The sequence below is a fragment of the Ochrobactrum sp. RH2CCR150 genome (assembly GCA_014138095.1).
Classification (GTDB): Bacteria; Pseudomonadota; Alphaproteobacteria; order Rhizobiales; family Rhizobiaceae; genus Brucella; species Brucella gambitense.
The window spans coordinates 419953-439055 of record JACGXE010000002.1 but is presented as its reverse complement, the minus strand read 5'-3'; the positions used below and the strand labels follow the sequence as shown (position 1 = coordinate 439055).

The window sequence follows — 19103 nt, the reverse complement described above, 5'->3', positions numbered from 1 at the left end:
TTCATGATGTCCGGTTCAGTGCCCTCACAGGAGCTTTAGTTTGGTGGTGCGCGAAACAACCGCGACCGCGACGAGAATGATGAGGCCTTTCACGATGCTCTGGATGTAAGTGTCCATGCCAATCAGATTGAGGCCGTTATTGATGACGCCGATAAACAGCGCCCCGAAGAAAGTTCCGGCGACCGTTGCCGTGCCGGGTCGAAACATGGTCATGCCGATGAAAACCGTGGCCAACCCGTCGAGGAGATAGCGCTCACCGGCATTGGGTTGGCCGGAGCCGAGACGCGCCGCCAGAAGCGCGCCCGCGACCGCTGCAAAGATAGAACACACGATCAGCGCAGCCGCACGATAGAAGCGACCATTGACGCCCGAAAGTTCCGCGGCCTTGAGATTGCCCCCGACAGCGTAGATGTAGCGACCGAAGACGGTTCGCTCCATGATGAACCAGGCAACAAACACGACGATGACCATTGCATAGGCAAGCACGGGAATACCGAAAAGCTGTCCCTGTCCCAGCCAGAGATAGCTGGCCGGAAGGCCACCATAGATCGCCCGTCCGCCGGTCATCAGAAAGTTGATGCCATAAAGAATGGAGCCGATAGCAAGCGTCGCAATTAATGAGGGCACACCGACAAGGGTGACGAGCGCCGCATTGACGGCCCCTACGATAAACCCTGCCCCCAATCCCGCCAGCAATGCCAATGGCAGTGGCGTGCCCGCAACCAGCAGCAGCGGCACCAAAATACCCGCCATGCCGACCATATAGCCGACCGAAAGGTCCATTTCGCGCGCTGCAAAACCGAAGGTCAGGCCCGCGCCGACGATGGTGAGCATGGCAATCTGCTGGAGGATGTTGAGCAGATTATTGGCCGTCAGAAAGCGGTCCACCGTCAGCGAAAAGCCCACGAACAACAGGAGCAATACGAAGAGCGTGGAATATTTCAGCAGCCATTCGCCTTTGAGCTTCTTACCGAAGCTCTGTGCATGACGCGACGATTGCGGGGCAACGGCGGGGTTCTGTGTATTCATTGGATGACTCCTGCCATTGCGGCAATGAACTTCGCTTCGGAAAAGGCTTCACGCGGAATTTCCGCGCCCGGAGAGCCATTCACAAAGGGGATGACGCGGTCTGCCACGTCAGCAATTTCCAGAAGGTCGGACGAAGTGACAAGAATGGCCACACCCTTGTCGGCGAGCCTGCGCATCTGTGCGTGAATTTCACGCTTCGCGCCGATATCGACACCCTCCGTCGGCTCGATGAAAATCATCAGCCGGTAGTGGTCGTCTGCACCATAGAGCCACTTGCCGATGGAAACCTTCTGCTTGTTGCCGCCGCTCAGATCCTTCACGAACTGATTGCGGGAATGCGCTTTCACATTCAAAAGCTGCATGGTGCGGTCGGCTTCCTGCGCTTCCCGACGCATCGACAGCACGCCTGTGCCGCCCAAGGCTGCGAATGACGGATGCACCATGGCAAGGTTTTCACGCACATCCCAATCGCCGATCAGCGAATATTCCATGCGGTGATCAGGAACCAGCGCAACACCCTTTCTCTGCATGGTGCGTGCATCGATCCGGGTAATCGTTTCACCCTGAAAACGGCAGGTGCCGCTGGTGACGCCGCTCGCCGCATAAAGCGAACGTGCAAACCCAAAATGGCCAGCGCCAGTCAAGCCAATCAGACCGACGATCTCACCCGCATGGATGGAGAAGCGGTCAACTTGCAGACCTCCTGCGCGCCAATCGCTGACTTCCAGCACCACAGGACCAAAACTGCGATTTTCGCCGGCTTCCTGCGCAATCGTCGTCGTGCCGCCCGTGCGTTGCAACATCATGTCGATCAACCCGGCTTCGCTCGCTTCCGTAGCCTGAAGCGTAGCAATGTGACGCCCATCGCGCAGAACCGTAATTCTATCGCTCAATGCCTTGATTTCAGAAAGAAAATGGCTGATCAAAACGATCCCGACGCCTTGCTGCGGTAAGGTCTTGATGATCTCCCAAAGGCTCTCTTTTTCGCGTGCAGGCAATGTCGCCGTGGGTTCATCGAGGATGAGCAGACGAACATTGCCACGCAGTGCGCGGACAATTTCGATGATCTTCTGATCTGCCATAGGCAGCATATCGACCTGCTGGTCGAGGTCGATGGACACTTGCGGAAACCAGCGCTTGAGCAAGTCATTGGCGCGCGACAGCAGCTTGCGCTTGTCAATAACACCAAGGCCCATGCGAGGCTCGTCGCCCAGCAGAATATTCTGCGCGCCAGTCAGTCCGGGAACGAGACTACCCTCCTGCGACACATGCGCGATACCCTTGCGCAGCGCATCACCGGCACTTGCAAGCTTCACCTCAGTACCATCAATGGTGATCGTGCCCGAAGTCGGGCTTTTGCTGCCGCCAAGAATACTGACCAGAGTGGTCTTTCCGGCGCCGTTTTCTCCGATCAGTCCATGCACCTCATCAAACCGAAACTCGGCGCTCACCTGATCCAGCGCCAGCGTTCCGGGATAGGACATAACGATCTGCGACAGGCTTACCGCCATCGGAGAACTCCCATGAATTCAATCTACTCTAAAGGGGCCGGAACGCGGAACGTTCACGCTCCGGCCAGATGCAGGCAACTTTGGGGGCTTGCCTACTTCTTCGGGAGGAAGTCCTTGCAGTTCTGCTTGGTGACGAGCGGCGCATCGAGATAAACAGTCTTCGACGGAATGACCTTTGCAGCGTCTTCCTTCTTGACCACGATGCTCTCTATCCATTCGCCGGTCTGTGCGCCCATCTTTTCGAATGGCTGCGAAACCGTTGCGATCATCAGGCTGTCAGGCTTGCAGACTTCTTCGATCGCCTGCGGATGGCCATCGATGCCGATGACTTTGACATTCTTCAATCCGGCAGCATTCAGCGCGTTGATGGCGGCCTGTGCAGGCTCATCCCACGGCGCCCAGACGGCATTGATGTCTTCGCCAAAGCGCGATGCATAGTCCTGCATGGTCTTGGTCGTGTCTTCGAAGAAAGCCGTGTAATCGATATTGTGCTCGGCAATGACCTTAACTTCCGGATATTCCTTCAGCACGGTTTCCATCACATCGCCGCGCTTGCGGGTGCCGTGGTGCTCTGCCATGCGCAGGAAGATCAGATTGCCCTTGCCGCCCATTTCATTGAGCAGATAGGGCGATACATCGGCCGACATGGCCCAGTTATTGGTGGTGACATCGACCACAACGCCGTCAACCTGACCGCTATCAATGGCGAAAACCGGGATCTTGGCCGCAATAGCGGAATCAATGGCTGCACGCGAGGCACGCAGATCAGACATGCTGACGATGATCGCGTCCACACCGCGCGAAGCAGCATCCTGAATGTTCGACGCGGTGCGTTCGCCCGAGCCGCCGCTGTCCAAAACGCTGATGCTCCAATCCTTGTTGGTTTCCTTGAGCCAGGCATCAAAGCCCGCTTTTGCGCGCTGCTCGGACTGCGCCGCAGCATTGGAATGCACCCAGGCCACATTGGTGGCCGACGCGCTTGCCGTACCCATAAGCATGGCCAAAGCTGCGACAGCCATGGTTTTCCTGAAAAGTCCCGAACCCATTTTTTCCTCCCACAAGCCATGTGGTTGGCTCCACAACTGGCTTTGAATTGCTGTTTCCCGGCACACATGCAGTTCAGTTCGAGCTGGTCAGTGCCTGTTACGGAGGGCGTCATCGCCGTTCCGCACTCCTCCACACCCAATGCACTGGCGAATGTCCGTCTCTGCTCCTCCAGAAACGCCATTCGGCTGCCTTTGCTTCAGGTTCCATTCCGATTGACCTGCCCGCTCTTTCGCGCTCTTGTCCGCCGGAACGATTGGTATTAAGCGTCGTCAAATTACAAATGTCAAACAGAAATACATTTGTAATTTGACGTAATGGAATAGAGCGAGGGACAGATGAGTGAATCCGAAGACAGCCTCATGGTGCGCGTGGCGTGGCTCTATTACGTTGGTGGATTCAACCAGGAGGCGACTGCATCCCGACTGGGCCTGACCCGGGCGCGCGTGAACAAAATACTGGGCGAAGCCCGCGAGAGCGGCCTTGTCAGCATCTCCATCGACCATCAAAACGCAGGCACATTGCCCGTTGAAAACGAGCTGATGCGCCGCCATGGGTTGGATTTTTGTATTTCAACGCCGCCATTTGGCTTTCATGCCGATGAAGATACGGCATCCGAAATCCGCAAACAGGTTTCATTCCGGGCCGTGGGTGTTGCTGCCGCCACCTATCTGAAAAGCTTTCTGGCCGACAATGAGGAAGCGACCATCGGCACTGGCTGGGGCCGAACCATCGAACAGATGACATTGCAACTTGCGGGTGTACGCGCACCACAGGCGCGCTTCATTTCCGTCATGGGATCGCTGACCGCGAACTCCGCCTATAATCCGTTTGAAGTTGTGCACATGCTGGCGCGGCGGACGGGTGGGCAAGGCTTTTTCCTGCCGGTTCCTTTCATCGCTGATTCCGCAGAAGACCGAAAAGTGCTCATTTCGCAGCGTTCTGTGGCACGTGCGCTGGAGATTGCCCGTACGGCGTCGGTTTGCTTCATCAGTGCTGGCGAGTTGACAGAGGATTCCCTGTTGCGCCGCCAGAACATGCTCAGCAAATCCGAATTGGAAAGCCTGCGTGCCGCCGGTGCAATCGGCGACACCAACGGCATTTTCTTTGACAAGGACGGGCAGCAGGTCGAGCACGAGATGAACCAGCGCACCATCGCTCTCAGCTTTGCCGAGCTGAAAAAGGTTCAGGTCGTGCTGCTCATCGCTGGGCAAGAGAAAGCGGCGGCAGCGAAGGCGCTTCTGAAAAGCGGCATTGTCAACGGCCTCATCATCGATGGCGACGCCGCTGACACGCTGCTGGCACTTTCATAGCGCGTGTCTTATCCGCGCGGAAAACGCTGGTTGTCCTCCAGCACATTCAGGTCCATGTGGTTTCGCATATAGCGTTCCGACGCCTTTTGCAGCGGCTGGTAATCCCACGGGTAGTAAGCCCCGTTGCGCAGGGCCGGATAGACCACATGGCGGCGGGCCTGACTGGCGCGAACATGCGCATCGTAGAGTTCGAGGTTCCAGCGGCCGAGCGCCTTTTCCATCAATTGCTCAAGTATCGCGCGATGCTCTGGCCTTTCCGCCAAATTGTGCAACTCATCCGGATCATCCGCGATATTGAACAATTGCGGCGGGTCAACATGACAGAGATTGAGCTTCCATGGTCCGTCACGCAGTGACACCATCGGCGCGACCGTACCTTCAGCCGCATATTCGCAAGGCACCGCACCGCGTTCCTTCGTGCCGGCCGCGACCTCCAGCAGCGAAACGCCATCCGTCCACGGCATGATGCCGTTGAGTTCGATGCCGGCCAGATCGGCCAGTGTCGGCAACACGTCCAGCGTTGACGCTGGCGCATTAATCAACCCCACCGGCATTTGTGGCGCAGCGATCATCAGCGGCACGCGTGCGGAACCTTCGAAGAAGCTCATCTTGAACCACATGCCGCGTTCACCGAGCATATCGCCGTGGTCGGAGGTGAAGATGACAATCGTATCGTCTGCCATGTTGCAACGCTCGATCACATCCAGCAGGCCGCCAATTTTCTCATCAACATAGGAGATATTGGCGAAGTAGGCCTGCCGCGCCGTTCTGATCTGCGCGCGGGTCAGTTCGTAATCCTCAGCCTTGGAAGCGCGAAGCAGCCGCTCGCTATGCGGGTCGATTTCGCTTTCCGGCAGCGGTCCGATCTTCGGGTCGAGTTCCGGAATATCCGCATAAAGATCAAAGAAACGCTTGCGCGCCACGTAAGGATCATGCGGATGGGTAAAGCTGACGGTCAGGCACCACGGACGCTCGTCATGGCCTCGCGCCAGATCGTAGAGTTTTGCCTCGGCCTGATAGGCGACTTCGTCATCATATTCGAGCTGGTTGGTGATTTCCGCAGAACCGGCTCCGGTGATGGAACCCAGATTGTGATACCACCAGTCGATGCGCTCCCCCGGCTTGCGATAATCCGGCGTCCAGCCGAAATCGGCAGGATAGATATCCGTCGTCAGACGCTGCTCGAAGCCGTGCAGCTGATCGGGGCCGACAAAATGCATCTTGCCGGAAAGCGCTGTCTGATAACCGGCATTGCGCAAGTGGTGCGCATAGGTAGGGATTTCGGACGAAAATTCGGCTGCATTATCATAAACGCCGGTGCGAAACGGCAGCTGACCCGACATCAGCGATGCGCGCGCCGGGGCGCAAAGCGGGCTCGCCGTGTAGCAATTGGAAAAACGTGTGGACCGCTCTGCAAGCTTGCGCAAATGCGGAACATGCAGAAAGTCGGCTGGACCGTCCGGGAAAAACGTCCCGTTCAACTGGTCGACCATGAGAATGAGGATATTCGGCTTTTTCATCTGTGCGGAACCATTTGGCATAAGTGAAACGCGAAACGGCGGGCATCGAAATGCCCGCCTTGCAATCTTGACGTCTGACGATCAGAGACCGAGACTTGCCTTGACGGCGGCAGCGCCGGGTTCGCCTTTCAGCGTGGTCACACCCGTGAGCCACTTGTCGATCTGTTCAGGATGGGCTTTCAGCCATTCCTTCGCAGCCGCCGGACCTTCCGCGCCCTCGTCCAGAATCTTACCCATCAACTCGTTTTCAATATCCACGGTGAAGGTGAGGTTCTTGAAGAAGGTTGCAGCATTCGGGCAGTTCGCCGACCAGCCAGTGCGGGCGAGCGTGTAGACTTCAGCACCGCCAAAGTTAGGGCCGAAATAATCATCCCCACCAGACAGATATTCAATTTTCAGCTTGGTGTTCATAGGATGCGGAGCCCAGGCGAGAAACACCACCCAGCCCTTGTCCTTGTTCTTGCGGTCCACCTGCGCCAGCATGGCCTGCTCGCTGGATTCCACGATCTTCCAGCCGTTGAGCTTGAATTTCGGGTCTTCGATGATCTTCTGGATATTCTGGTTGGCCGGAGCACCCGGCTCAATACCGTAAATCTCCTTGCCGAATTTATCGCCATGAGCGGCAAGATCGGCAAAATCCTTGATGCCTTCGCTCGCGACATAATCCGGCACTGCGAGCGTGAATTTCGCGCCTTCAAGATTTTTGACGATCACTTCGGCGGCTTTGGCCTTGTCGAGATCATCGCGGAATTTCTGCTGTGCGGGCATCCAGTTGCCAAGGAAGACATCAAGATTGCCAGTCTTCAGGGCTTCATAGCCAATCGGCACAGACATTGTCTTCACGTCGGGCTTATAGCCAAGACCGGTCAGCAACACGCTTGCGATGGAATTGGTCGAGGTAATATCGGTCCAGCCCGGATCGGACAGGCGGATGGTTTCGCATGCAGCCGGATCGGCAGCATAAGCCGTTCCCGCCAGCCCCGTGAACGCCGCAAACGCCAGTGCAGTCATTTTCAAATAACGCATCGGAGACCCCTCGTTGATGGATGCATTCCGCATCTCGTACAATCAAAAGCCATTATGGCTTGCATTTCGACTTTCAGGAAAACACCATTTACGCTAAGGAAAAACCCATTCATTTTTTATCGAAGATATAAAGGCTATTTATGGTTTCTCCTTCCTGGGATCTTGGCAGCCTTGGCGTTTTCGAAGCGGTCGGGCGGTTGGAAAATCTGACCCTCGCAGCGCGTGAACTCGGCATGACGCAACCTGCTGTCAGCTATCAAATAAAACGCATGGAAGACCGTTTGGGCGTCACGCTGTTTGCAAGGCGCGCGCGTGGCGTTGAAATTCTGCCGGATGGGCGGATTCTCTATGCGGCTGTGCGGGCTGGTCTGGACGGAATCGAAGACGCCGTGCAGCAGATCAGGCGCAGGCAGCGCTCACCCGGTTTGCGGATTGCAACGGATTACGGCTTTGCCACTTTCTGGTTGATGCCGCGCGTGGCGCAGTTCAGACCGAAACACCCCGAGGTCGACGTGCGCATCACAGCATCCTCCATGCTCCAGCCCCTCGACTATCGTGAAGCAGACATCGCAATCCTGTTTGGCGGGCGGAATGATTTTCCCAAAGGCTCCGTCCCCTTCATCGGCGAAAAGGTCGTGCCTGTCTGCTCGCCCGCTTTTCTCGAAAAAAGCGATGGCTTTCCCAACGGCAAGGGGCTTGGCGCAGCGTCGCTCTTGCATCTCGACACGTTGCAGGGCGACCGCTGGTTCACGTGGCAATCATGGCTGCATGCCATCGGCGAGGAAATCGTCGACGGCAATTATGGTCTCGTGTTCAACACCTATAATCTGGTGATCGAAGCTGCGATTGCCGATCAGGGTGTTGCGCTCGGCTGGTCAGGGCTGATCGACGGCGCAGTGCGGCGCGGGCAGCTTGTTCATGCCTGCGACATATCTCTGACCAGCGACAACGGCTATTGGCTGGTCTTCAATCCAGACATTTCCGACACGGCACGGGCGCTCGCCATGGAACTCATCGAGACGCCTAGCGACAGCTAACGCGCGGCCAACCCTATTCCACAAAGCCGACAATCGGGCCGAAACCACCGTGCCAGGATATGTCGTTTCGACCTAGTGCAGGGCTATAGATGCCTGTACCGTTTCCGCCATCGAGAAACAGGGCATTCGGGCACTTCAGATGATCGCGAAACATGCGCGCAAAATCATGGAAATTCACGGGGTCTTCGCTGATCGCAAAACGCACAGCGCCATTCTCGCAAACGCCGACGCCGCTGCGGCGCGTGCGATCCGTCGAGCCGACGATAAAGGCCGGGTGCAATTTGTTGCGGATGACCAGCATGGGCCCGGACTGGGTTGCGAAGCTGACCTTCGGCCTGCGTTTTAAATACGTATCGGTGGGGAGAATACCCGCCGCCTTGCCGTCCCAGAAGAAAACGCCATTCGGCTTCTTGTAGAAATTAGGCACGGGGCCGCTGGCGTTTTCACCTTTTTGTCTGTTGGCAGGACGCAGCTCCTGTTCGTTCTCGATATAAAGGCCGATGGGCGAAAAATCAGGTCCGTACATTCCGGCATTCATCGCGAAAACCAGTGTGTGGCCTTCATCGCTGACGGCCTTGGCGACGCTCGAGAATGTCCGATAGGGCTCGCCATCAGCCCCTTTCCAGAACAGCCTTAGACCAGCGACGCCGTTTTCAGGTTTGCAGATGATATATTTCGTACCCTCGAAACTATCCGCCTCGCAGATGCCGGGTTTGTCCGTTTCCTGAGCCTGCACTGGACTGCACATCACCGCCACGAGCATCATGGCAACCGTGGATAATCCGCGCTTCAGATAGATCGTCAATGCCGTTGCTTCTTTCTTCATCTCGCCACTATGCAGAAATCGGGAGATTCGAAGAAGCCCCTGTCATCAACCCATCTCCGAAGCCTCGTTCCGGGCTGCCTTGCGCGTGGCATAAATGAAGGCCGCAGCGAAGGTTATTGAAAGCAAAAGCACGATCGTGGGTGCCGGTGCGCTGTCGATGAAGAACGACAGATAGACGCCTGTGAAAGAACCAACCGCCGCGATAGCAGCAGACAGCAACAGCATGGTGCTGAACTTGCGCGTCAGGAGAAACGCAATGGCACCCGGCGCGATCAGCATAGCAATGGCGAGGATGATGCCAACGGCCTGCAACGCGCCGACAATCGTCAGCGAGATGAGGCTAAGCAACCCATAATGCAGAAAGTTGACCCGAAGGCCGACGGCCCTCGCCTGTGCGGGATCGAAGGCATGCAAAAGGAAGTCTTTCCATTTGATACCAATGATCGCCACGGTGAGGACCGCGATAAGCGCCGCCTGTCCGATATCGAACCACGAAACACCGAGCATATCGCCGAACAGGATATGATCGAGATGGACATCGGGCCTGACTTTGACATAGAGCACCAGCCCCAGCCCGAACATGCCGGAAAACACCACGCCCATGACCGTATCCTGCTTGATGCGGCTGTTGTCCTTCAAAAAGCCGGTCGCAATGGCGCAGAACATGCCCGCGACGAAGGCTCCCACGGCATAGGGAAAGCCCACGACATAGGCGATCACCACGCCGGGAAACACCGCGTGACTGATTGCATCGCCCATCAGCGACCAGCCTTTGAGAACCAGAAAGCAGGACAGCAGCGCCATGGGGATTGCCACTGTGACAGAGATCACCAGCGCATTGACCATGAACGGAAATTCGAATGGCGAAAGAAGCGTGTCGATGATGCTCATTGCGATGCTTCCAGCGCCTGTGTCTCAGCAGCGCGGCGTCGGCTCGCGAGCATGCCATGCTTCGGCGCGAAGAAAAATGCGCTCAGGAAAATCGCCGTCTGCAACACGACAATGATGCCACCTGTTGCACCATCGAGGAAATAGCTTGCATAGGCACCGACAAAACTGGTGGCAGCACCGATCATCACGGCGATGACCAGCAGTCGCGGAAAGCGATCCGTCAGCAGATAGGCCGTTGCACCCGGTGTCACCACCATGCAAATGACGAGGAAAGCGCCAACTGTCTGGAGCGCCGCAACCGTTGATGCAGAGAGCAGCGTGAAGAACATAATCTTCAACGCTGTCGGATTGAGACCAATCGAACGCGCGTGGCTTTCATCGAAGAATGTGACCATCAGGTCTTTCCATTTAACGAGCAGAATGGCGAGCGATACGAAGCCGATGATACCGAGCTGAAGCTTGTCGCCCGGGGTTATCGCCAAGATGTTGCCGAGCACGATGGTCTGGATATTCACCGAGGTGGGCGAGATCGACACCATGAACAAGCCCAATCCGAAGAAGCCTGAGAAGATCAGGCCGATAATAGCGTCTTCCTTCAGCTTAGTGCGCTGGTTCAGGAACAACATGGCCGCCGCCGCCAGCCCGCCCGAAAAGAAGGCGCCGATGGAAAACGGCAGTCCCAGCATATAGGCCCCGGCAACACCAGGAACGATGGAATGAGACAAGGCATCGCCGATCAATGACCAGCCCTTGAGCATCAGATAGCAGGACAGGAAAGCGCAGACGCCGCCGACCAGTGCCGACACCCACATGGCATCAAGCATGTAGCCATAGGTGAATGGCTGCAGGAGCGTTTCCATCATTCCTGCCCTCCTTCTCCATCGCCCGTGTTGCGAATGGCAGCTTTGCCGCCCTGAAGGATAAGCGGGCGCTCATCATCGGTAATCACGCCAATCGATGAGGAAGACCCGCTTTGCGATCCGTTCAAAACGAAATGGCGCAGAACACCACCAAAGGTCCTTTCCAGATTGTTCTGGGTGAACGTGTCGGCGGTCAGCCCATAGGCCAGAACCGTACCTTTGATCAGGATCGTGCGGTCGCAGAACTCCGGCACGGAACCCAAATTGTGCGTTGAAACCAGCATCACGCGGCCTTCGTCGCGCAGTTCACGCAACAGCGTAATGATCTGCTCTTCGGTCTTCACATCGACGCCCGTAAACGGCTCGTCGAGAAGGATGACGCGACCGTCCTGTGCCAGCGCACGGGCAAGGAAAACGCGCTTTTTCTGTCCGCCCGACAGTTCACCGATCTGGCGTTTGCGAAACTCGCTCATGTTGACGCGAGCAAGCGCATTGGCCACGGCTTCATGGTCGGTGGCTTTCGGTATCCGCATCATGCCCATATGCCCATAACGGCCCATCATCACCACGTCTTCGACCAGAACCGGAAAGTTCCAGTCCACCTCCTCCGATTGCGGCACATAGGCGACGAGGTTCTTGCGCAAGGCTTCCTCAACCGTCATGCCCAGCACCCGGATTGAGCCACGCGCAAGGCGCACAAAGCCCATGATCGCCTTGAACAAGGTCGACTTGCCCGACCCGTTGACACCCACAAGTGCGGCAATCGTGCCGGTCGGGATGCGAAAACTCGCGTCGCGCAAAGCGGTCAGGCCGTTGCGATAGGTGACGGTGGCGCCATCGACGGCAATGCCGCCATCTTCAGAACCGGAACCGAAATGGCTCTGCCAGTCGGGTTGAGCATTCATCGGATAAATCTTTCATAAGGGGCGAGTAAGCGCCCGCCACGATGACGGGCGCTGGCATTGGCGAAGATCGGATCAGGACTGATGGGTCAGCCCCTTGACGATGGTGTCGGAAGTGACGCGCAGGAGGTCGATATAGGTTGGCACCGGGCCGTCCTTATCGGTCAGGGAATCCACGTAAAGTACGCCGCCATAGCGAGCGCCGGTTTCGCGGGCCACCTGTTCAGCAGGAGCAGACGAGATCGTGCTTTCGGAGAAGACGACAGTGATGCCATTCTTGCGCACGGCATCGATCACCTTACGCACCTGCTGCGGCGTGCCCTGCTGGTCCGCATTGATCGGCCACAGATACAATTCCTTCAGACCGAAATCGCGCGCGAGATAGGAGAAAGCCCCTTCGCTCGAAACGAGCCAGCGCTTGTCTTCGGGAACGGCGGCAAGCTTCGCCTTGATCGGCTCGATGGTGGCCCGGATCTTCTGTTTATAGGCTTCGGCATTCGCCTTATAGGTGTCGGCATTCGCCGGATCGTATTTGACGAAAGCATCGCGGATATTATCGACATAGATCAGCGCCGCAGTCGGCGACATCCAGGCGTGGGGGTTCGGCTTACCGCTATATGGCCCTTCTGTAATACCCATCGGCTCGACGCCTTCCGATACCACCACACTCGGCACGTCCTTCAGATTGTGAAAAAACTTTTCAAACCAGAGTTCGAGATTAAGCCCGTTCCACAGAACGAGCTGTGCGCCCTGCGCCCGCTTTATGTCACCCGGTGTGGGCTGGTAATTATGAATTTCCGCATCCGGCTTCGTGATCGATTCAACGATCGCGGCGTCGCCTGCAACATTTCGCGCAATATCGGCAATGACTGTGAAGGTTGTGACAGCCTTGAACTTTTCCTGCGCTGCCGACGGAGCCACGGCCAATACTGCCGCCAGCGCTCCAGCAGCCATGCCGGTCAGGATTAATCGTCTCAGCTTGTTGAACATCTGTTTCTCACTTTTGCTATTAGGACTTATTTGCAACTGAAGCATAATATTCCCGCCTGCAAATTGGATTGTCTGCACACCGGAAAGAATCCTCTAGGCCCTCATATTCTGCAATTGCAAATTAATTGCAATAAGAAATCGCTAAAATATCGAGTTTGCCCGCAAAGCGGGTACTGTCTTCAACAGGCCACTAAAGCTTTATGCCGCAGCCGACCATTAGAGCATTTCCAGCAAAAGTGCGTAGCGCCTACGCAGGGACATCAGTCCACTGGACTGATTTCTGATCCTGCTTCGATGCGTAGGATAATGTGTAAAAACAAATAGATAGAGCGGTTCCACGATTCCGTTTTAACCGGAACCGCTCTAAGTCAGCTGCGGCACGATTGTTGAGAGCGCATCCAGAATAGTGTTCAACGGTTTTCCGGATGCGCATAAAGACAAATGGCGCGAGCGCCGCTCTGGAAGCCGCGATGCCGCCTATTCCTTCACCGCGCCAGTCATCGACGATACGTAGTAGTCAACGAAGAACGAATAGAGGATCACCACCGGCAGAGAGCCAAACAGAGCCCCTGCCATCAGCGCGCCCCATTCGAAAATATCGCCGCGCACCAGTTCCGTCAGCACGCCCACTGGAACAGTCTTGTTTTCCGAAGACTGAATGAATGTCAGCGCATAGATGAATTCGTTCCAGGAGAGAGTGAAGGCGAAGATGCCCGCCGAAATCAGCCCCGGCACGGCCAGCGGCAGAATGATTTTCAGCAGAATCTGCCAACGATTGGCGCCATCCACCAGCGCACTTTCCTCCAGCTCGAAGGGAATGGAGCGGAAATATCCCATCAGCAGCCATGTGCAGAACGGAATGAGGAAGGTGGGATAGGTGAAGATCAGTGCCAGACGCGAGTCATAGATGCCGAGCTTGAACACGATGAATGCCAGCGGAATGAACAGGATCGACGGCGGCACCAGATAGGCCAGAAAGATAAACAGGCCAACCGAGCGTGAGCCGGTGAACCGGATGCGTTCAATCGCATAGGCTCCCAGAACCGAAGCGACCAACGACAGGAATGTGGAGGCAGTCGCCACCAGCATCGTGTTCCACAGCCAACCCGGATAAGAGGTCTCGAACAGCAGATATTTGATATGGTCGAGTGTTGGCCCCACCACCCAGAAGGGGCTGAAATTATCATAATCCGTCAGCTGCGAGTTCGGTTTTACGGCGGTTATCGCCATCCAGTAAAACGGAAACAGCAGCACGAAGACGAACAGCGCAATGGGCATGTAGATCGTCACCACCCGCCGCGGCAGGCGATTGAGATAGGACATGCCTTGGCTATCGTCCTTCAAAGCGGCTTCATTGGAAGGTGCCTTGGATTTCATGGTCATCTCCATTGTCAGTCGCTCCCGCCCTGCTGCCATTTGCGACGTTGCAAGCCGAAGAAAGAAAACATGATGGCGGCAAGCAGGAACGGGATCATTGCGACTGCAATCGCAGCGCCCTCACCCAATTGGCCGCCGGGAATGGCGCGTTGGAATGACAGAGTCGCCATCAGATGAGTTGCATTGACCGGACCGCCCTTGGTCAGAACGTAGATCAGTTGGAAATCCGTGAAGGTGAACAGCACGGAAAACGTCATCACAACGGCGATGATCGGCGTCAGCATTGGCAATGTCACATGCCGGAAACGCTGCCAGCTTGAGGCGCCATCCAGCGAAGCCGCTTCCTGCAACGAGGCCGGAATAGTCTGCAAACCGGCGAGAAGCGAGATTGCCACGAAGGGAATGCCGCGCCAGACATTGGCCGCAATCACCGAAAGCCGCGCATTGGTGGGATCGCCAAGGAAGTTGATGGGTTGTTCGATGAGGCCCATTTTGATCAGCGACCATGAAATGATCGAGAACTGGGCATCGTAGATCCACCAGAATGCCAGCGCTGAAAGCACCGTCGGCACCACCCATGGCAGCAGCACGATGGCACGGAAGAAGGATTTGCACGGCAGGTTCTCGTTTAGAAGCAGCGCAAGCCAGAGGCCGAGACCGAATTTCAGAACCGACGCGACGGTCGTGTAGAGCACCGTATTGAACACCGACAGCCAGAAGACGCTGTCATCCCACAGGAATTCGTAATTTTCCAAGCCGATGAAAATGCCATCGCGGCCAATCTTCGTGTCGGTAAAGCCGAGCCAGACGCCGAGACCGAGCGGATAGGTCAGGAAGCAGACCAGAAAGACCGCTGCAGGCAGCATGAACAGAAAGCCCAGCATGTTGTGATTGTTCGCCAGGCGAGACATGAAGGGCTGTTTTATCGCACCGGGGTTTCCGGATAGTCCGCTACCGGGTGAATTGGTCATCGTCATGGATACACATCTCCAGAACCACAAAAGAAACGAGGCGCGGGGTACACCCTCGCGCCTCAGCTCTAGCGACTAGACGCGATAATAGCGGTTTGCGCGTTTCTCAGCGCTCGCGACAGCTTCTTCCGGCGTGGAAGCGCCTGTGACAGCGGCGGCAAACATGTCGACCAGAACATAGTCGGCCATAACGGCTGCCGAAGCATAGCCGAGCGGACCGGCATAGCCATTCGGGCGCAGCGTTTCCGAAGCACGGGCATAAGGCGCGTGGATCGGATTGGCCTTCCAGACCGGATTATCTGCAAACGCCTTGAGCGGTTGGCAGCAATAGGCGCTGGAGCCCTCAAGCCAGGCATTCATCTGGTCGGCTTCCATCATAAACTTGATGTAAGCCTTGGCGGCTTCGGGATATTTCGTATGTTTGAACAGCAGAAGCGAGCTGGTTTGATGCAGTTCGACGCTCTTGCCAACCGGACCGACGGGGAAGTTCGTGCTGCGCATATCAGCCGCGAATTCCGCGAGCTTCGGGTCGTTCTTCGCGGCGTAATAGATGGAAACGCCATTGGCCGTCAGCGACACCTGACCCGCGAGGAAAGCGCGGTTATTGTTGATGTCGAGCCAGCTTTCCGTGCCCGGAATGAAGGTCTTGTAAAGCTCCTTGGCATAGTTGATCGCAGCAATCGTTTCGGGTGAGTTGATGGTCACCTTGCCGCTTTCATCCACCATCTGTGCGCCATGGCTCCAGAGCAGCCAATGCGCATAGTTGTTGCCGTCACCGACAGCCTTGCCATGCGGGAAACCGGCAGGCGTTCCCTTGGCCTTCATGGCCCTGCACAACTCAAGGAAGCCTTTCGTGTCCTGCGGGAACTCGTTGAAACCAGCCGCTTTCATGTGGCTGTCGCGATAGACAATCGCATTGCCAATGGCCGTCAGTGGCATGGCGATGAACTTGCCTTCGCGGGTCGCATAACCCTTGAGGCCGTCATAGAAACCGCCATATTTTCCGTCGAGATAGGTGCCAAGCTCGGTCAGATCGACCAGCTTGTCGGGATATTGGTGAGCATCGTCGAACCAGCACATAACAATATCGGGGCCGGACCCCACATTGGCGGCAACAGCAGCTTTCGGACGAATATCTTCCCAGCTTTCCTTGTCGATGCGAACTTCGACACCAGTGGCTTCGGTGAACTTCTTGGTGTTGGCGAGCCAGCTGTCCTCGTCGCCCTTTACGAAAGGCGTCCAGCGCAACACGCGCAGGCTAGCGCCCGCTTCCGGCTTATATTCCGGTTCGGCTGCGAAAGATGGACGAATGCCCATACCCGAAAGACCAGCTGCACCAACAAGACTAGCCGTTCCCGTCAGGAATGTTCTTCTTCTGATAGTCATTATGCTCCTCCTCCAAAAAATGGGACTTGGTTACGCCGCATTCGCTGTCCCTACAGGCGAAAACGGGTATCTGGTGAAATGCGATTTCCCAGAAAAGACACGACCTCCGGCTCTCCCCTCCTTCAGCGTGTCTTGTATAAATTCATGCAATAAGACGCATGCCACTCTCTTCGTCGAAGAGGTGAACATTGCCTGGATCGATCGAAATATTGATCGCCTCTCCGGGACGCACATCGATACGCTCGCGGAAAACACAGGTGACTTCCGTACCGCCGAAATTCACCACCATCTGGGTTTCGTAGCCGGTGGGTTCTATCACCACCACCGGCGCAGCCAGCCCCGCGCCGTCAAGCCGGATATATTCCGGACGCAGACCGTAAACGAGGTCTCGTCCCGCCGCCTGCGGATAGGCGCATGACAATGGCAGCCTTGTGCCATTGGAAGCCACGAACACTTGCGGATTTTGCGGATCGAGCTTGCCCTTGATCATGTTCATGGCCGGGGAACCGATAAAGCCCGCTACAAACAGATTGTTGGGATTATCATAGAGTTCCAGCGGCGAGCCGACCTGCTCCACAATACCGTCATGCATGACGACGATCTTGTCGGCCATGGTCATGGCCTCGATCTGGTCGTGCGTCACGTAAACGGTCGTTGTTTTCAAGCGGTGGTGCAGTTCCTTGATCTCGGCACGCATCGCCACGCGCAGCTTGGCGTCGAGGTTCGACAAAGGCTCATCAAACAGGAAGACCTGCGGATCGCGAACAATGGCGCGGCCCATGGCCACGCGCTGGCGCTGACCGCCTGAAAGCTGACGTGGATAACGGTCGAGCAGATTGGTCAGGCCGAGAATGCCCGCGGCATAATTCACGCGCTTGTCGATTTCCGCCTGCGGTGCCGAATTCAGCATCAGCGAGAACGCCATGTTCTTGGCGACCGTCATATGGGGGTAAAGCGCATAGTTCTGGAACACCATGGCGATGTCGCGTTCCTTGGGCGGCAGGTTGTTGACCGGCCGTCCGCCGATGCGGATTTCGCCGCCGGAGATATTCTCCAGCCCGGCCAGCATGCGCAGCAAGGTCGATTTTCCGCAGCCCGACGGGCCGACGAGAATGACGAACTCGCCGTCTTCAATATCGATATTGACGCCTTTGATGACAGGGAAATTGCCGAAAGACTTTTTCACTTCGGCGAACTGAACAGTGGCCATGCATCTCCTCCCAGATTGCATTCTGTTTTTCAGAAGACGTAAATGACGGCTCCTCACTTCCGTCATGCCCATCTTCCCTGGTACGCATCTTGTCCGAAAACCGTTTCACACACTCGGGATGCGTACGCGCGAATATTCTCCTTACTTCGGTATTTGCTGCGCCGAATTCCTCTTCCGGCGCCTGTTGTTCTTGTCTCGCTGACTATCTAGCCCCGGCCCACATAGGGCATCTTGGTTGCCATAACGGTCATGGTCAGCACATTGGCGTCCAGCGGCAGGCTTGCCATATAGACGACCGCATTGGCGACATGCGCCGGATCAATGGTCGGCTCCGCCGCCATGGTTCCATTGGCCTGAATGACACCCGTCGAAATCTTCTGCGTCATATCGCTGGCGGCATTGCCAATATCGATCTGGCCGCAGGCAATATCGAAGTTGCGACCGTCGAGCGCGGTCGATTTGGTCAGGCCCGCAATGGCGTGTTTCGTCGCGGTATAAGGCGCTGAATTGGGGCGCGGTGTGGTCGCAGAAATGGACCCATTGTTGATGATGCGGCCCCCACGCGGATTTTGCGCTTTCATCACCCGGAAAGCCTGCTGAGTGCACAGAAATGCGCCCGTCAGATTGGCGCCGACAATCGCGCTCCAGTCTTCGAACGTAACCTCTTCAAGCGGCACACCCGGAACGAGAACGCCCGCATTGTTGACCAGAAGGTCGAGCCGTCCGAACTTTTCAACAATCGCGTCGAAAAGTTTGCGCACGGCGACCGGGTCGCCCACATCAGCTGCGATTGGGTGAAAGCTTCCCCCCGTTTGCGAGGCGAGATCGGATGCTGCCTTTTCCAGCACGTCGATGCGACGACCGGAAATGACGACATGATAACCTTGTGCTCCGAGGGCCTTGGCGATAGCGCGACCCACGCCTGTACCGCCGCCGGTGACAAGCGCAATGGCCCCACTCTTCGCACCTGTTGCCTCACTCATTGCAGCATTCCTCCGTGTTGCCGCTCCGGCCTCAGAGCGCGTTCAATCTGAATTTTCTATTGAAGCAAGATCCTGTCGATCCTCGTAACCCGGAGGGCGGATATGCTTCGGCCTGCATGCATTATCGAATTTCAATATTAGGTCGATGCTGCGCAGCCGATACTCGGCGCGCTTACTGCGTATGCCGTCAATTCCCTGCCGGTACCGTTCCGCCCTTAACTGGTAAG

At 56.5% G+C, this 19103-nt stretch carries 17 protein-coding genes; 2 read left to right on the top strand and 15 right to left on the bottom strand.

Going from position 1 to position 19103, the window contains the following annotated elements:
• Nucleotides 1-24: 24 nt before the first annotated feature.
• From FHW03_RS05685 to FHW03_RS05675, 3 genes are all read right to left on the bottom strand, one after another.
• Nucleotides 25-1029 (bottom strand): ABC transporter permease, encoded by a 1005-nt coding sequence (locus FHW03_RS05685; protein WP_182519736.1) that lies wholly within the window; start codon nucleotides 1027-1029, stop codon nucleotides 25-27.
• Nucleotides 1026-2540: a sugar ABC transporter ATP-binding protein gene (locus tag FHW03_RS05680; protein ID WP_182519735.1), complete on the bottom strand. Its 1515-nt coding sequence runs from the start codon at nucleotides 2538-2540 to the stop codon at nucleotides 1026-1028. The genes FHW03_RS05685 and FHW03_RS05680 overlap by 4 nt, the downstream gene beginning before the upstream one ends.
• Before the next feature lie 92 nt (nucleotides 2541-2632).
• Nucleotides 2633-3586, bottom strand: a complete 954-nt coding sequence (locus FHW03_RS05675) for a substrate-binding domain-containing protein (protein WP_182519734.1) — start codon at nucleotides 3584-3586, stop codon at nucleotides 2633-2635.
• Between the two features lie 336 nt (nucleotides 3587-3922).
• Between FHW03_RS05675 and FHW03_RS05670 the strand changes: the two genes are divergently transcribed.
• Nucleotides 3923-4897 carry a sugar-binding transcriptional regulator gene (locus FHW03_RS05670; RefSeq protein WP_078339116.1) on the top strand — a complete coding sequence of 325 codons (975 nt, stop codon included), beginning with the start codon at nucleotides 3923-3925 and terminating at the stop codon, nucleotides 4895-4897.
• A gap of 8 nt (nucleotides 4898-4905) precedes the next feature.
• On the opposite strand, the gene betC is transcribed toward FHW03_RS05670, so the two are convergent.
• Entirely contained in the window at nucleotides 4906-6417 is a 1512-nt protein-coding gene (gene betC / locus FHW03_RS05665; protein WP_182519733.1) for a choline-sulfatase, read from the bottom strand.
• 81 nt (nucleotides 6418-6498) lie between these two features.
• Entirely contained in the window at nucleotides 6499-7428 is a 930-nt protein-coding gene (gene choX, locus FHW03_RS05660) for a choline ABC transporter substrate-binding protein (RefSeq protein WP_377514359.1), read from the bottom strand.
• Between the two features lie 155 nt (nucleotides 7429-7583).
• On the opposite strand from choX, the gene FHW03_RS05655 reads away from it, so the two are divergent.
• Nucleotides 7584-8480, top strand: coding sequence for a LysR substrate-binding domain-containing protein (locus FHW03_RS05655; RefSeq protein ID WP_182519731.1), 897 nt, complete (start codon nucleotides 7584-7586; stop codon nucleotides 8478-8480).
• A 13-nt stretch (nucleotides 8481-8493) separates the two neighbouring features.
• On the opposite strand, the gene FHW03_RS05650 is transcribed toward FHW03_RS05655, so the two are convergent.
• From FHW03_RS05650 to FHW03_RS05605, 10 genes are all read right to left on the bottom strand, one after another.
• Complete coding sequence (locus FHW03_RS05650) at nucleotides 8494-9306, bottom strand: phosphodiester glycosidase family protein (protein WP_182519730.1); 813 nt, start codon at nucleotides 9304-9306, stop codon at nucleotides 8494-8496.
• 45 nt (nucleotides 9307-9351) lie between these two features.
• Nucleotides 9352-10197, bottom strand: coding sequence for a metal ABC transporter permease (locus tag FHW03_RS05645; protein ID WP_182519729.1), 846 nt, complete (start codon nucleotides 10195-10197; stop codon nucleotides 9352-9354).
• A complete protein-coding gene (locus FHW03_RS05640) occupies nucleotides 10194-11060 on the bottom strand; it encodes a metal ABC transporter permease (protein ID WP_377514211.1) in 867 nt (288 codons plus the stop codon). Before FHW03_RS05640 ends, FHW03_RS05645 begins: the two co-directional genes overlap by 4 nt.
• Nucleotides 11057-11962, bottom strand: coding sequence for a manganese/iron ABC transporter ATP-binding protein (locus FHW03_RS05635; protein ID WP_182519728.1), 906 nt, complete (start codon nucleotides 11960-11962; stop codon nucleotides 11057-11059). Before FHW03_RS05635 ends, FHW03_RS05640 begins: the two co-directional genes overlap by 4 nt.
• Before the next feature lie 72 nt (nucleotides 11963-12034).
• A complete protein-coding gene (locus FHW03_RS05630) occupies nucleotides 12035-12949 on the bottom strand; it encodes a metal ABC transporter substrate-binding protein (protein WP_182519727.1) in 915 nt (304 codons plus the stop codon).
• Between the two features lie 477 nt (nucleotides 12950-13426).
• Entirely contained in the window at nucleotides 13427-14326 is a 900-nt protein-coding gene (locus FHW03_RS05625; RefSeq protein ID WP_182519726.1) for a carbohydrate ABC transporter permease, read from the bottom strand.
• 14 nt (nucleotides 14327-14340) lie between these two features.
• Nucleotides 14341-15237, bottom strand: coding sequence for a carbohydrate ABC transporter permease (locus FHW03_RS05620; protein ID WP_182520064.1), 897 nt, complete (start codon nucleotides 15235-15237; stop codon nucleotides 14341-14343).
• A gap of 135 nt (nucleotides 15238-15372) precedes the next feature.
• Nucleotides 15373-16683: an ABC transporter substrate-binding protein gene (locus tag FHW03_RS05615; RefSeq protein WP_182519725.1), complete on the bottom strand. Its 1311-nt coding sequence runs from the start codon at nucleotides 16681-16683 to the stop codon at nucleotides 15373-15375.
• Between the two features lie 142 nt (nucleotides 16684-16825).
• Nucleotides 16826-17893 (bottom strand): sn-glycerol-3-phosphate ABC transporter ATP-binding protein UgpC, encoded by a 1068-nt coding sequence (locus FHW03_RS05610; RefSeq protein WP_182519724.1) that lies wholly within the window; start codon nucleotides 17891-17893, stop codon nucleotides 16826-16828.
• Nucleotides 17894-18099: 206 nt separating this feature from the next.
• Nucleotides 18100-18876, bottom strand: coding sequence for an SDR family oxidoreductase (locus tag FHW03_RS05605; RefSeq protein WP_182519723.1), 777 nt, complete (start codon nucleotides 18874-18876; stop codon nucleotides 18100-18102).
• Nucleotides 18877-19103 lie beyond the last annotated feature (227 nt).

What these genes read in the sequence shown, in the direction of transcription:
- FHW03_RS05650 (WP_182519730.1), bottom strand. Translation starts at nt 9,306, where the DNA reads ATGAAGAAAGAAGCAACGGCATTGACGATCTATCTGAAGCGCGGATTA.
- FHW03_RS05655 (WP_182519731.1), top strand. Translation starts at nt 7,584, where the DNA reads ATGGTTTCTCCTTCCTGGGATCTTGGCAGCCTTGGCGTTTTCGAAGCG.
- FHW03_RS05640 (WP_377514211.1), bottom strand. Translation starts at nt 11,060, where the DNA reads ATGATGGAAACGCTCCTGCAGCCATTCACCTATGGCTACATGCTTGAT.
- choX (WP_377514359.1), bottom strand. Translation starts at nt 7,428, where the DNA reads ATGACTGCACTGGCGTTTGCGGCGTTCACGGGGCTGGCGGGAACGGCT.
- FHW03_RS05685 (WP_182519736.1), bottom strand. Translation starts at nt 1,029, where the DNA reads ATGAATACACAGAACCCCGCCGTTGCCCCGCAATCGTCGCGTCATGCA.
- FHW03_RS05680 (WP_182519735.1), bottom strand. Translation starts at nt 2,540, where the DNA reads ATGGCGGTAAGCCTGTCGCAGATCGTTATGTCCTATCCCGGAACGCTG.
- FHW03_RS05670 (WP_078339116.1), top strand. Translation starts at nt 3,923, where the DNA reads ATGAGTGAATCCGAAGACAGCCTCATGGTGCGCGTGGCGTGGCTCTAT.
- betC (WP_182519733.1), bottom strand. Translation starts at nt 6,417, where the DNA reads ATGAAAAAGCCGAATATCCTCATTCTCATGGTCGACCAGTTGAACGGG.
- FHW03_RS05675 (WP_182519734.1), bottom strand. Translation starts at nt 3,586, where the DNA reads ATGGGTTCGGGACTTTTCAGGAAAACCATGGCTGTCGCAGCTTTGGCC.
- FHW03_RS05605 (WP_182519723.1), bottom strand. Translation starts at nt 18,876, where the DNA reads ATGAGTGAGGCAACAGGTGCGAAGAGTGGGGCCATTGCGCTTGTCACC.
- FHW03_RS05610 (WP_182519724.1), bottom strand. Translation starts at nt 17,893, where the DNA reads ATGGCCACTGTTCAGTTCGCCGAAGTGAAAAAGTCTTTCGGCAATTTC.
- FHW03_RS05630 (WP_182519727.1), bottom strand. Translation starts at nt 12,949, where the DNA reads ATGTTCAACAAGCTGAGACGATTAATCCTGACCGGCATGGCTGCTGGA.
- FHW03_RS05615 (WP_182519725.1), bottom strand. Translation starts at nt 16,683, where the DNA reads ATGACTATCAGAAGAAGAACATTCCTGACGGGAACGGCTAGTCTTGTT.
- FHW03_RS05635 (WP_182519728.1), bottom strand. Translation starts at nt 11,962, where the DNA reads ATGAATGCTCAACCCGACTGGCAGAGCCATTTCGGTTCCGGTTCTGAA.
- FHW03_RS05645 (WP_182519729.1), bottom strand. Translation starts at nt 10,197, where the DNA reads ATGAGCATCATCGACACGCTTCTTTCGCCATTCGAATTTCCGTTCATG.
- FHW03_RS05620 (WP_182520064.1), bottom strand. Translation starts at nt 15,237, where the DNA reads ATGTCTCGCCTGGCGAACAATCACAACATGCTGGGCTTTCTGTTCATG.
- FHW03_RS05625 (WP_182519726.1), bottom strand. Translation starts at nt 14,326, where the DNA reads ATGAAATCCAAGGCACCTTCCAATGAAGCCGCTTTGAAGGACGATAGC.